Source organism: Candidatus Contendobacter odensis Run_B_J11 (assembly GCF_000531125.1).
In the GTDB taxonomy this organism is placed as follows: Bacteria; Pseudomonadota; Gammaproteobacteria; order Competibacterales; family Competibacteraceae; genus Contendibacter; species Contendibacter odensensis.
On sequence record NZ_CBTK010000035.1, the window covers coordinates 1 to 13277 of the forward strand.

The 13277-nt window shown below is 57.2% G+C and carries 12 protein-coding genes; 4 read left to right on the top strand and 8 right to left on the bottom strand.

Annotated elements, in window-relative coordinates; translation table 11 throughout:
* Positions 1-274: 274 nt before the first annotated feature.
* The 4 genes from BN874_RS24955 to BN874_RS02975 are packed head-to-tail and all read right to left on the bottom strand — an operon-like array spanning position 275 to position 3587.
* Positions 275-469, bottom strand: a complete 195-nt coding sequence (locus BN874_RS24955) for a PIN domain-containing protein (RefSeq protein ID WP_034430749.1) — start codon at positions 467-469, stop codon at positions 275-277.
* A complete protein-coding gene (locus BN874_RS02965) occupies positions 466-711 on the bottom strand; it encodes a UPF0175 family protein (RefSeq protein ID WP_034430750.1) in 246 nt (81 codons plus the stop codon). Before BN874_RS02965 ends, BN874_RS24955 begins: the two co-directional genes overlap by 4 nt.
* 51 nt (positions 712-762) lie before the next feature.
* Complete coding sequence (locus BN874_RS02970; RefSeq protein ID WP_034430751.1) at positions 763-1998, bottom strand: pyridoxal-dependent decarboxylase, exosortase A system-associated; 1236 nt, start codon at positions 1996-1998, stop codon at positions 763-765.
* Complete coding sequence (locus tag BN874_RS02975) at positions 1995-3587, bottom strand: acyl-CoA ligase (AMP-forming), exosortase A system-associated (RefSeq protein ID WP_034430752.1); 1593 nt, start codon at positions 3585-3587, stop codon at positions 1995-1997. Before BN874_RS02975 ends, BN874_RS02970 begins: the two co-directional genes overlap by 4 nt.
* Before the next feature lie 121 nt (positions 3588-3708).
* Between BN874_RS02975 and BN874_RS02985 the strand changes: the two genes are divergently transcribed.
* Positions 3709-3981, top strand: coding sequence for a glutaredoxin family protein (locus tag BN874_RS02985; protein WP_230314310.1), 273 nt, complete (start codon positions 3709-3711; stop codon positions 3979-3981).
* A gap of 115 nt (positions 3982-4096) precedes the next feature.
* A complete protein-coding gene (locus BN874_RS02990) occupies positions 4097-5437 on the top strand; it encodes an OmpP1/FadL family transporter (protein WP_034430755.1) in 1341 nt (446 codons plus the stop codon).
* An 80-nt stretch (positions 5438-5517) separates the two neighbouring features.
* Here BN874_RS02990 and BN874_RS02995 read toward each other — a convergent pair whose 3' ends face one another.
* From BN874_RS02995 to BN874_RS25325, 3 genes are all read right to left on the bottom strand, one after another.
* On the bottom strand, positions 5518-8283 hold the full coding sequence (locus tag BN874_RS02995; protein ID WP_051497347.1) for an Hsp70 family protein: 2766 nt from the start codon (positions 8281-8283) through the stop codon (positions 5518-5520).
* Positions 8284-8479: 196 nt separating this feature from the next.
* Complete coding sequence (locus BN874_RS03000; protein WP_034430756.1) at positions 8480-8833, bottom strand: toxin-antitoxin system HicB family antitoxin; 354 nt, start codon at positions 8831-8833, stop codon at positions 8480-8482.
* A 3-nt stretch (positions 8834-8836) separates the two neighbouring features.
* Positions 8837-9064 carry a hypothetical protein gene (locus tag BN874_RS25325; RefSeq protein WP_034430757.1) on the bottom strand — a complete coding sequence of 76 codons (228 nt, stop codon included), beginning with the start codon at positions 9062-9064 and terminating at the stop codon, positions 8837-8839.
* Positions 9065-9620: 556 nt separating this feature from the next.
* Between BN874_RS25325 and BN874_RS03010 the strand changes: the two genes are divergently transcribed.
* Together BN874_RS03010 and BN874_RS03015 are read left to right on the top strand one after the other, a co-directional pair.
* Positions 9621-9920 (top strand): hypothetical protein, encoded by a 300-nt coding sequence (locus tag BN874_RS03010; RefSeq protein WP_034430758.1) that lies wholly within the window; start codon positions 9621-9623, stop codon positions 9918-9920.
* The gene (locus BN874_RS03015) at positions 9913-10329 is read left to right on the top strand and encodes a type II toxin-antitoxin system VapC family toxin (RefSeq protein WP_034430759.1); all 417 of its coding nucleotides are present in this window, start codon (positions 9913-9915) and stop codon (positions 10327-10329) included. The genes BN874_RS03010 and BN874_RS03015 overlap by 8 nt, the downstream gene beginning before the upstream one ends.
* A gap of 155 nt (positions 10330-10484) precedes the next feature.
* Here the strand turns inward: BN874_RS03015 and BN874_RS03020 are convergent, their stop codons facing one another.
* Positions 10485-13238, bottom strand: coding sequence for a DNA methyltransferase (locus BN874_RS03020; protein WP_034430760.1), 2754 nt, complete (start codon positions 13236-13238; stop codon positions 10485-10487).
* Between the last annotated feature and the right edge of the window lie 39 nt (positions 13239-13277).

Genomic DNA, 13277 nt, shown 5'->3' on the forward strand with positions numbered 1-13277 from the left:
GCTTTTTCGTGCTGCTGATGACAAAAACAGAATTCATGGGTGTAAACCCTCTCGATGAACGGTAACGGTAATCTCGCCGGGAGTGCAAAGGTCGTTCAGACTCAGGATTAGGGCTTGTACCACCTCGCCCGCCATTCCTTTCGCCCACAGAGCCAAGAACTGATTAAGCATTCTTGGGTGTGTCGCTTTCGCTTCACTTTGCATCGTCTACTCTCGTGGTTAGAAAGTCGGCTGGTTAAGTCTCATGTGGATTTTTGGGCAACAGGGAGGTTGCTCACAAATCCACACGGCGGCGACTCAACGGTGAGCGTTGTACTTCTTCGGCACCCGGTTCCCCTGCACCGGCTATGGCGATTTCGGTAAAGACTGCTTCAGGGATGGTGATGGACCCGTAAATCTGGCGCAGCAGGTCGAGTTGCCCGACACAGGCGAGGTTGATGATGGGCGAAGTATTGCTGACGACGATCACGCTGGGTGGATCGCGGCCAGTGTGGCGAGGTCGGCTTCAAAGTCCGCGATGTCGTAATGCACGGGAATACCCCGGCTGGCCAGCAGGTGTTGAAAGCGGAGCAGCGGTAACTCCGCCAGATGGCTGGCTTGGCTGAGAGTCAGCCGGTTCTGGTTGAACAGCAGCACCGCGATTTCCTGTTTAAGCTGGTCGGGACTCAGGCGAGCGGCGTATAGGGTTTCCTCGGCGATGACCACGGGCATGGCTAGGCCTCCTCATTGGCATATGACGCATAAACACCGTAGATACGGTGATCACACCAGCACTTCCACGCAAGGCGGATGACTCAAAAACGCCGCCGGGCTGGCGGTTAATCCATAGGCCCCGGATTGAAACACCACGATCAGATCGCCGACCTCGGCTTGCGCCAGTTCCATCCGGTCGGCGAGCAGATCGAGCGGGGTACAGAGTGGCCCGACCACCGACACTACTTCCCGCTCGGTTCCCACCACCCGGTTGCCGACCACCACCGGGTAATTCTTGCGGATCACTTGGCCGAAGTTGCCGGACGCGGCCAGATGATGATGCAGACCGCCGTTGACGACCAGAAAGGTGTGGCCGCGTGACACTTTGCGATCCACTACTTCGGCAACGTAAATCCCCGCTTCGCCAACCAGATAACGGCCTAGCTCTACTACCACCCGCACTTCGGGCAGCCGCGCCTTCACTTCCGGCAGCCAGCGTTCCAAATTGGCGGCGATGGGCGCCAAATCCAGCGGAGTATCGCCGGGAAAGTAGGGGATGCCGAAACCACCGCCAATGTTCAACAGCCGTATTGGGGCTGGCGCATCGGTTGCCAGCCGCAGCGCCAATTCAAAAGTACGGTCGTGAGCCTCAACGATGGCTTCAGCGCGCAGGTTCTGCGAACCGGAAAAGATGTGGAAGCCCTGAAAATCCAGTTCCAGTTCGCCGATCCGCCGCAGCACCGCCGGCACCTGTTCGGCATCTACCCCAAACGGTTTTGGCCCGCCGCTCATCTTCATCCCGGAGGCTTTCAACTCAAAATCGGGATTGACTCGCACCGCCACCCGGGGTCGCCGACCCTGTTCCCGACCCAGCCGGGCTACGGTTTCCAATTCATGGGCGGATTCCAGATTGATGGTGATCGCGGCGGCGATGGCAGCAGCCAGTTCCGGTGGACGTTTGCCGGGGCCGGCGAAACTGATCTCAGCCGGGTTCATCCCGGTATCCAGCGCCACCTTCATCTCGTTTTGTGACGCCACGTCCAGCCCGTCTACTAAACCGGCCATGTGTTGCACCAGCGCCGGCATCGGATTGGCTTTCATTGCATAGTGCAGTTCAATAGCCGAGGGCAGTACCCGCCGCAGCAGCGCCACCCGCTCAGCCAGCAGCTTGCGATCATAGGCGTAGAACGGGGTCTGGCCGATCCGCGCCGCCAGTTGCGTCAACGGAATGCCGCCGATCTGGAGGCAGTCCTCTATCACCGGAAACTGGCTCATCGGCGCATGCACCGGCTTGACCGTACTCATGATTCGGACTCCGGGAACAGGTTGCGCAACTCTTCGACCAGACTTTTGCGATCAATTTTGCCGTTGGGATTGCGCGGCAGATCGCTGTGGCGGGCGATGATTTGCAGCGGCGCCATGAAATTAGGCAACTGCCGTTTGCAGTGGTTGATCAATTCATTTTCGTTAAATGCGTCCCGCAACGGCTTGACCACTGCAATAATCGCTTGGCCCAGCGCTGGATGAGGAATGCCCAGCGCCGCTGCTTCAGCGATCTGGCCGCTGCCGTACAGCACTTCCTCAATCTCGGTGGGGCTGACCCGGTAACCGGAGGTCTTGATCATGTCGTCCTTGCGCCCAATGAAATACAGGAAGCCATCCTCATCTATCCGCACCGTGTCGCCTGACCACACCGCCAGTTCGGTCAACGGCAGGCCGGGATTCTGACCGGGCACTGGACGGTAACGCTCGGCGGTCTTGGCCGGATCATTCCAGTAGCCAAGCGCCACCAGCGAGCCGCGATGCACCAGTTCGCCCGGTTCGCCCGGGGCGCAGGGAGTACCGTCCTCACGCACCACCAGAATTTCGGCGTTGGGAATAGCCTTGCCGATGGAATCGGGGCGACGATCAATTTCTTCAGGTGGCAGATAGGTGGAGCGGAATGCTTCAGTCAGGCCGTACATAAGATAAGGCGTGGTCTTGGGCAAGGCGCGGCGCAACGCGGTCAGCGTCGCCCGCGGCATCGCGCCGCCGGAGTTGGTGATATAGCGCAGGCTGTCTACCGCTGTCACCGGCCACTCCGGTTGCGCCAGTTGCACCCACATCGGCGGCACTGCCGCCAACCCGGTAATGCCCTCGCGGGCAACGATGGTAATCACGTCCCGGGGCAACAGATAATCCATTAGCACAGCGCGGGCGCCCGCTACGAACGCGGTCGTCAACTGGCTAAGGCCGTAGTCAAAGCTGAACGGCAGCACCGCCAGAATCCGGTCATCGGCCCGATTGCCGAGGTATTCGGCAACGCTGTAGGCGCCGGTCAGCATGTTGCGGTGCGACAATACCACGCCCTTGGGTTTGCCGGTGCTGCCAGAGGTGTAGAGAATGGCCGCCATATCGGTATCAATCACCGGCACCGGCGAACGGGCGCGCTCCGCCGCCAGCAATGCCGGCCAGCCGATGATTTGAAAATGGCGGATGCGTTGGGGCAATGCAACTTCGGCGTCAACCAGCGCCAAGGTATGCAGGTCGGGACAATCCGCCAGCAGCGGTTCCAGTAACTCGGCGCGGTCGCGGGCGGTGATCAGAATCCGCACGTTGCAATCACGCAGGATGTAAGCGACCTGATCGGGCTTTAGCAACGGATTGACCGGTACGAATACGCAACCAGCAAGAGAGGCGCCGAACAGGGCAGTAACCGCCTCCAACCGCTTGGGCAGATAGACCGCGACCCGTTCCGCCCGATTCAAACCGAGCGCCAGCAACCCGCGTGCGACGGCCTGGATCTGGCCGGTCAGGGTAGCGTAATCCAGGTTTAGCTGCCGGTGGACGATAGCAATAGCGTCTGGATTCTGGTTCGCCTGTTCAAGAATGAGTTCGTGCAGCAGTCTGACCATGCGCGGTTCCGGGATGAAAGTAGGAATTGAATGATGATAAATCATAGTCGCTTCCACGCCGGACAACATCGGGAGCGATGGATGAATGGGTTATGCGAGCGTTGACGGGAGAGGATGAGTAATGAAAGAACAGGAGAGTACGCCGAATCTGATGCTCTACACCACGCTGGGTTGCCATCTGTGCGCGCAGGCCGAAGCCCTGATTCTGGCCGCAGTCGGCGCGACAGTCCAACAGGTGGAGATCAGCGACGATGCTGAGTTGCTGGAATGCTACGGTATCCGCATTCCGGTATTGCGCCGGGGAGATACCGGCGAAGAACTGGACTGGCCTTTCGATGCGGCGGCCCTTCGGCGACTGCTACGCAGTGGGAAGCATGGCGTTGACCCGATTTGAAGTTCTTTATCAAAAAGGGCGTCGCGACAATCCTCATTTGAAAAAGTTCGTAAACCGGGCAAATTGGGCGGCGATTCGCTATCCTTGGATGACCATCACAATGAGTACAACAACGATGACGCACCATAGACGCCACTTACTTCTCATCCTGGGGCTGGCCAGTGCGCTTGCCGCCACCGATTCAGCCCTCGCATCAGGCTTGCAAATCACCGAGCAGAGCGTCACCGGCCTGGGCCGGGCATTCGCCGGCGGCAGCTTGCCAAACGACGACGTATCCGCCGTGTTTTATAATCCCGCCGACATGATGCTGAGCAAAGGAATGCAGGCGCAGGCGGGCATGACCTTCATCGGTATTTCCATCGAGGCGGATAACGCCGGCTCAACCACCCGGCTGCCGGCCAATTTGGGTGACGTACTCACTAAACCGGGCACCGTGCCGGTATTTGTGACCATTCCAAGTTCGGGTCTCGGTAATGATGACGGTGGTACCGACAATGTGGTGCCCAACGGCTTTTTCGCGATGGACATTAACGACCGGATGCGATTTGGCCTGGGCATGACCTCGCCCTTTGCGGTGAGTACCAGTTACAGCAGGGGTTGGGTAGGCCGCTATCATGCGGTTGATTCAGAATTATTGACGGTTGATATCAATCCCTCCATTGCCTATCGGGTCAATGACAGCCTGTCCATTGGTGGTGGCGTCAGCGCCCAGTATGTGGATGCCAAACTGACTCAGGCCCTGTTCAACCCGCTCAGCCCAACTAAGGATGGCTATGTCGAGGTCAAGGCCGACGGTTGGGCCTTTGGCTATAACTTGGGCGCTCTGTATGAATTCGACCCCAACACCCGGGTCAGTTTCAGCTACCGGTCGCGGCTCAATCACTCGGCAGAGGGTGATCGCACCATCACCGATTACCTTCCAGGCCGTAATGGCAAAGTGTCTACCAAAGCCGACGTCACCTTGCCGGATTGGCTAGGACTGGCCGCCTATCGGCGGCTCAACGATCAATGGGCAGTGATGGGCGGCGTCCGCTGGACCAACTGGAGCCTGTTCAAAGAGTTGAAGCTGGAATTCGCCGATGGAACCCAGAGTGTGACTGAAGAAAACTGGGAGGATAGCTGGTCATTCAATATCGGCGTCAGCTACGATTACAACCCGGAATGGACTTTCCGGGCCGGCTACGTCTATGACCAGACGCCGGTCCCATCGGCTGAATACCGCACCCCGCGCATTCCCGATTCCAACCGCAACGCCATCGGTCTCGGTTTTAGCTACCATCCAAGTTCACAACTGTCGCTGGATTTCGGCTACATGTACATCGATTTCGCCAGCGCCAGTACCGAAAATACCGTCAATCTGATACCCGCTCCGGCGGGGCTGATTACCGATACCCTGCGACTCGACTACAACGGTTCGGGCAATCTGGTCGGCATCCAGGCCAGCTACCGGTTTTAAGCCTGAGAAATCGGCGGCAATCAGCCAAAACGAGAAAGCCGGGGCGCAATCCCCGGCTTTGTTCTTTCAGAAAGAGCCAGTTATCCCACCAGCTTCAATCCCGGCGGCAGCGCCTCGCCGAAGATCCGCCCGGCATCGGCTTCATCCAGGTCGAACACTTCTTCCATCATCCGCAACCACGACATCGGCGCTTTCGCCGCCCGCAACCGCTGCATCACCTGCGTCCTTAACTCCTCACTCAGATCCCGCTCGCGATCCCCGCTCAACCGCGCCAACAGGGTCGCGGCAAACGCCGCCGGCGTCACCGCCTTCCAATCCAGCGCCAACACCCGCTCCAGCCAGACCGCCGCCGTTGCCGCCGACACCACATCATGGGCGCTGCCATAAGCGGGAACCCGGGTTCCCAGCCGACCCACCGCCCACCACAGTTGCGATGATTCCCCCTTCCGCTCCAGTCGTGCTAACAATAATGCGCCCAGTTCAACCTTGCGCGCCGCCGGTAACCGCTCCAGCACCGCCGCCAAGCGCGCCATATCTTCGATGCCCGGCTGTTTGTCCTTGGCCGCTTTGCCAGTCAGCGGCCGCAGTTCCAGCAGCAGATCATCGCTCAATTGCGCCTGTGCCGTTGCATCCAGTCCGCCGGCCACCCGCCGCCACAAGGTCCACCATTCCGCCCACACCTGGGCATCCCGACCGTACTGCACCCCCTGCGGGTACAGCGTCCACAATTGCCCCACGCGCCAGTCATCCAGCGGATAGCCGAAACCCGGTCGCAGGCAATAGCCGGCCAGACTCAGCCATAACCGTTCATGATCCACCGAGCGCCGCCGCCGCCGGGCACCAGTCCACAACACCCCGAATAATTCCCGCAACAAGGGCGTTTCCCAAGTCTCGCGCTGGCCGAGCAGCCGTTCCAAATCGGTGCGCAGCGCCTTGATTTCCTTTTGCTCCACATCGGCGGCGCGAGCGCCGTAAAACCGTTCCAGCCGTGTCGCTGCATCGCCAAAACGCGGATGCAGGCGAGCCAGCGCCGTTGTGTCGCCGCGCACCTGAAATGCTAACCGCCAGCGCCCTGGGAGTGCAGATTCCACCGCGACGCAATCCACCTCCAGCGTTCCCACTTCGGTCAATTGCGCGGTCAGTTGCACCTGCGCCTCACCAACCCCGGTTTTGCTCTCGATCACCGTCGCTATCGGCGGCAAGGGACTGAATTCTTCCGTGTCCAATTCCACCAGCGCCCCCGGCGGATAAACGGCATCGCCGGTTGAAGACAGCAGATGAAACTGCACCGGCGCGCCCAGCCGCAACGAGAAGGTGCGATCCAGCCGGATTTCCCGCCCCTCTTCGGCGCCGCGTGGCAACAGGCAAACCCCCTGTTTTTGCCGACCTCCGCCGTCCACCCGCAAAAAATAACTCCGGGCGGAACCACCGCCGATCCGCAAACCCTGGCCGCTCCGCGCCAGTCCATAAGCCACCGCGCCCCGCGCTACCGCCAGATCAGGTTCAGGATTATCCAGCAGCGCCAACGGTTCACCGCGCCAACCCGCCAGAATGTCCAGCAGGCGATCCGCCAACGCCGCGCCATGAAATACCCCGCCATTCAGCAGCACCGCATCCGGCATCGGCGGATGATCCGCCAGCACCCGCTCGCTCAATGCCTGGCGAGAGGCGTCCGCGTGTTGCGCCAAAAAAGCCGCCAAATGGCGGCTGATTGCGGGATCAGCGGCATAGGGCAACCCAAATTCGACCACCGCCGCCCGTCGGCCCTGGGGTCGCTCCGCGCTCCCGACCGGCGGCAGAAACCCATCCACCAGCAGCGCCCGTACCTCGGCGCGGCTCAGTTCCGCCGAACGCGCCCCCCCGATCAGCCGGGTTCCACCGCCCAGCACCGTCACTGAAGTCCGCTCCGGCGCATCCAACGCCAACAAGCGTTCCTTGGCGCCCCGACACTGTTGCCACAATTGCGACAACTCAGCGGCGTTCAGCCGTCCACCGCCCAGTCGGGTTTCAACCGTGCGGGCCAGGGTCAAATCCATGTTGTCGCCGCCCAGCATCAGATGATCGCCGACGCCGATTCGGGTCAGTCGCGGGCCAGCCTCGCCAGACTCGATCTGAATCAGGGTCAGGTCAGTGGTGCCGCCGCCCACGTCGCAGACCAGCAGCAACCGCGATTCGCCCAAGGCAGTCGCCACTTCGGCGCGATGGCGATGCAGCCAGTCGTAGCAGGCGGCTTGCGGCTCCTCCAGCAACCGCAGTTGCGGCAACCCGGCTAACCGCGCCGCTTCCACGGTCAGCGCTCGCCCCGCCTCGTCGAAAGAAGCCGGCACCGTCAATACCAGTTCTTGCCGTTCCAGCGGTTGGCGGGGAAAGCGCTGATTCCAGGCGGCGCGGAGATAAGCGAGGGTACTGGCGCTGGCGGCGACCGGTGAGACTTTGGCGATGCCCTCCGCCGCGCCCCACGGCAGAATCGGCGCGGTGCGATCCACCCCGGCATGGGATAGCCAGCTTTTGGCGCTGGCGACCAGCCGCCCCGGCGTCCGCGCCCCACGTTCCCGCGCCAGTTCACCCAGGACGACGTGGGCCACTTGACCCGGATCGGTGAAGATCCAGGGCAACTGAAGATCCGCCGCCGCCAGTTCGCCTTCCACCGGGTGATAACGCACCGAGGGCAACAGCGGGCGGGCCGCCACCGCGCCGGGAGCGATGAGTTGCTCAATGGCGAACAGTTGAATCTCGGTGGCAGTGCGGAGATCCGCGTAGGCGACCACGGTGTGGGTGGTGCCGAGATCGATGCCGACCAGATAACGGGATACATGGGACCGAGCGATAGTGATCTCCTCCTGCACGTTAAAATATTTGGTTCTTCGAGGGTTCTTGTGGAGAAGGTCTCTCAAGACGGATGGTGACCCGTCTGCGCCGGCTCGTGGTGGGATTAATACCGATGAAAATCAATCTATTATTGATGAGCAATCCGCCGAAAGTCTTATTGATGAGACACTAAGACCCGGTTTCCACAAGAACCCTCGAAGAACCCGATGATTTTCAGCTAAGTCGATGCCCCAAACCTTTAGCCAGAAAAGCCAGCACTAAGGTATTGAGTGATACACCTTCAGCCTTAGCACGAGTTGTTAATTGTGCATGGATACTTTTAGGCACCCGTGTCACGAACTTTCCAGATGCGACGCCACCGCTATTTGGCGCGGGTACGTGAAAATCTTTTGACTCTAACGCCGCCACCGTTTCCACGAGCGCATCACGTCCATTGGCAATAGCCTCAGCTATCGTCTCACCATCCGAAATACACTCGGAGAAATCGGTGTAGGAAATGAGAAATCCGCCACCCTCGGCGAGAGTGAGTGGGCGAATTTCAAACGGGTAATCATCTGGATTGTACATAGTTCAGGCTCCTTTCACGAAAGCGATAAACTTTTTGACATACACTGGCTTAATGGGGCGATGCACCGGCACGGGTAGAGTCTGGCCGTCAGTGCGGATAAAGACGCAATGACTTGTCCCTTGTTGCCGCCAGTCGATTCCAGACTGCTGTGCGACTGTCTGCAACTGGTCAATGCGCCAGTCCAGCGGATTATTTTGCATGGCTTCGATGAGTTTAGTAGCCGTGTTCATAGCTGAATAGTATTATATATAATATCATTTTATCAAGCAAAAGTTGGGTTACGCGCTGTGCGCTAACCCAACCTAGAACAGCTTATGCGAGAAGGGTTCCTAATACAGCCTCAACTCTCCCTGCGCACATCGAACTCGATTTTCCAGCCTTCTCCACCGCTCCGTGGCCCCACCTCTAAACACGAATTTAGCAAGCGTTTATCAATTTCTCGGAGTTCCAGACCCGCATGAGTCCGATCATCAGTCAGGAGTATACTCAATAACCCCTGTTGTCATCTCTATGCAGGCGGCATAGGATAACCCTACAATTTAGGATGCAAGTTATACCGTTTCCCGATAGGTTTTTTTCTTTGCGGAGGCCAAAAAACACCCTGTTCGTCATACCCGCGAAAGCGGGTATCCAGTTTTTCAGCGGCTGCCTGGATTCCCGCATTCGCGGGAATGACGAAAACCTATTCAGAATTGGTATTAAATTACGCGCTGTATGCCAATCCAACCTACAGCGACGACTTTCAAGCTAGATTTTCCGACTTCAACCGGAAAAGGATTGACGAAAATGCTGGCTTTCACTTTTGAATGCGAAGTACCGGTTAATCGAATTCTAGTGCTGAACCTGCCTGCCAGTGTATTACCGGGGAAGCATCAGATCGAGGTTGTTGTAGACCCGAACGAAAGTTCTTCTGCAATCGAAACGATGGAGGCGTTGGTTCCGGTTTCCGATGAAGTGCCACCCCGCACCGAACTTTGGCAACGCCTGATAGCCTTGCGCGCTCAAGCCGAAGCGAATGGAATGTCGTTGCTTTCTCAGGATGAGATTCTGGCTGAAATGAGACAGCGACGAGGCGAAGATGAGTAATCGTCGCAGCTATTTGGATTCTAACGTATTGATCGCGGCTTGGCGGGGTAATGCATCGGCCAAGGAGTGGGTGCGGGCGGTGCTGGACGACCCCCAACGGCGTTTTGTGGTCAGTGATTTTGTCCGGCTTGAAGTGTTGCCTAAATCTACTTTTCATCGCCAAACGGCTGAAATCGCTTTCATGGAACTGCTGCTTGATTTTGCGGAGCAAGTTCCGACAACGCCAGCGTTAATTCAACGTGCGATTCGACTGGCGTCACAATACGACCTTGCACCTCTGGATGCGCTCCATGTCAGTGCGGCTACTGAAGCCGGTGTGGATGAATTAATCACTTTGGAAAAACCCGATAAACCCATGTGTCGGCAAACCGAAGTGCGAGCCGTATCCCTTTTCCAATGTTCGGAATAGGCGAATTGTTTACTGGCGGGTTGTACCACAGCAGAACTTCCCCCTTTGCCGAAGGGGGAACCAAAGAGTAAGCAACCACAGTGTGGGTGGTGCCGAGATCGATGCCAACCAGATAGCGGGATGCGCTGGGCTTGGCGATGGCTCAATCCTCCCCTTTAAGCACTTATTTTCGCCCGCTTCCGGCGCGGTGCCTTCCTGGATTCCAGCGGGCTGGTGATTTGCTGGTAAAGCTCAAACAGAAACGCTACCCGGTTGCTGTCGCCGGTGAATTTCCGCTTGGCGTAAGCGGCGTCAACCGTGGTATCCAACTTGCGGTGGGCCTTGGTTAATGCTGCTGGCATGGTCAAGGGATCGTAAAGGTCGGCCAGAGACGCATCGGGAAATTGCGCCCGCGCGTCTAAAACCATTTGCACTGCGTCCTCAATCGCCTGTTTCTGCTTCTCAGTCGCGGTCTGCGGCCATGGGAAGTTGTTGTAAACAATTCCGGCTGAATAGCGATAACGGCTTTCCAGCCGTCCGCAAACGCTGCGAACCCAAGCCATGTGCATAGCAGACGATAAAATGCCGAAGTGATAAAAACCGGCTCCTTCAATCGTGAAAAGCTCGGTGTTTGCAATAATATCGGGTTGCAAAAACGCTATTGGAATATAAGCCCTTCGCTCTGATGATGTCTTAGGAATCGCTAAATATTGATTTTTGGGTTGGCGAATCTCGCCAAACAAGGTGGGTATTGCAGCCAGCTCCCGCGTATTGGGCCGCATACTCGCAAGACGATAGCGGCGGACAGCCTCTATCTTTTTGAGCAGAACAGGCATTTCGCGTAGTTCATCCGGCGATATATCCGCCAGCCAAAGACAGGAACGCACTTTAGCATTAATCAATTCCTCACTACCCAAAATCTTTCTAATCCATTGGGCAGCCTTTGGCTCCTGCGCCAACAAGGCCGCTTTTTCTTTAGAAGACAATAGCAAATAGCCGCCGTCATTGGGCATAGATCCGAATGAAATCGGCGGTGCCTCTGCAATAGATGACCTTCGATTTGCAAGAACAACCTGCGCCGCGTCCACAAGGTAAGGATTGATATTCCTGGCCTTGACTTCATGCGGTTCGGCTTGTGGGGTCTGGTAGTCGAAAATCCGCTTTTCTTCGGCTTCATGTAGCGCGAAACCGATAATCACACAATGCACGGCGGCCTTGCCTTGCGCTTCGCTGGACCATTGAAAAGTGCGGTGCGCAAAGTGAATTTTGACGCCTCGCTTGAATAAGTCGGGCCACAAAACCCCGACTTGCTCGCCTTGGGTAATAGAGTTAGTTGACACAAAAGCGGCTTTGATCGCCGGATTTCCCACCATGTAATCGGCAGCCTTCCGATACCATGCAGTAACAAAATCCAGCAATCCGGCGCTTGGCACGTCGGCAAAGGTCGCCGCCATATCCGCTTTTTGTTCGTCGCTCTGGTATTGCTTACCGCCAAACGGCGGATTACCAAGAATGTAGCTTAACGCCTCCGGCTTGACGATTGGCCGCCAGTCGGTGCGTAGCGCGTTGCCGTGAACGATGGTCGCGGATTTTTGCAAGGGCAAGCGGACAAAGTATTTGCCGAACTCCTCCGAGACCCGCAGATTCATTTGGTGGTCCATCAGCCACAAAGCGGTTTGGGCGATCTGGGCGGGGAATTCCTCAATCTCGATGCCGAAAAACTGATCCACGTCGCAGAGAATCTGGAATTGCGCGACGTCAAGCGATGCGGTGCCCCTATCCAAGGCGCGCAATACCTCCAACTCCAGCAAGCGCAATTCCCGATAGGCAATCACCAGGAAATTGCCGCAACCGCAAGCGGGATCAAGGAATTGCAGCTTGGCGAGGCGTTGGTGAAACTCCTCCAGTCGCTTCCGGTTGGTTTTCACCCGCTCAAACTCAGCGTGTAACTCATCCAGAAACAGCGGCTGAATAAGTTTGAGAATGTTTTTTTCCGTGGTGTAGTGCGCGCCCAGATTCCGCCGCAGCTTGGCATCCATGACCGACTGAAACAGACTGCCGAAAATGGCGGGAGAAATCCGGCTCCAATCCAGCGCGCAACAATCCAGCAAAAGCTGGCGCATACCGGTATCAAAGGCGGCTATAGGCAACAGCTCAGCAAACAGGTTGCCATTGACATAAGGGAATGCGACAAGCTGTTCATCCAGCTTCTTGAGGCGCTTGTCCTGCGGGGCGTTCAAGACCTGAAACAGATTTTCCAGCCATTGGGCGAGGTCACGTCCGTCCTCTGAGGTGCTTTGCTCAATCAGGTCTTGAAACTGGCGGCGCTCAAAAATGCTGGTATCTTCGGCAAACAGACAAAACAGCAAGCGGACTAGATAAAGCTCTAGCCGATGGCCTTCATAACCAATCTCTTTCAGCTTGTCATGCAGTCGCCCCATCCGCTCGGCGGCCTGGATATTAACCGGGTCTTGTTCCTGATAAGACGTGGTTTGATAACCCGCGATAAAACCGAATAGCCGGACGTTTTGATACAGTTCCTTGAGTGGAAATTCATGCTGTGCGCCTTCCTCAAGGTCGTAAAGACGAAAATGGGCAAAATCGGAAACGAGGATATAGCGGGGTAAGTCACGGTCTTTAATCCCGGGAAAATAATCGGTGGCCTGGCCGTAAGCCCGATCAAGACTCTTGCCGCGTGATTTATGTTCGACAAGAAGGATTCCTTTCCAGAGTAAATCGATATAACCATCCCTGCCGTCCAGCTTCTTAACCTTCACCTCAAAAGTTGCCACCCGCCTTCTGGATAGGCCAAAGATGTTGAAAAATTCATCCCAGAAAGTCTTGGCTTCCGACCGCTCCGAAGATTCTTTATCCCAATCTTTGGAGAATTTCAGAGTACGGTCTTTGATCTCGTTCCACGATAGGGGCATCAATCAACCTCGCTGAATTCGTGTTGTTCCTATCCATAC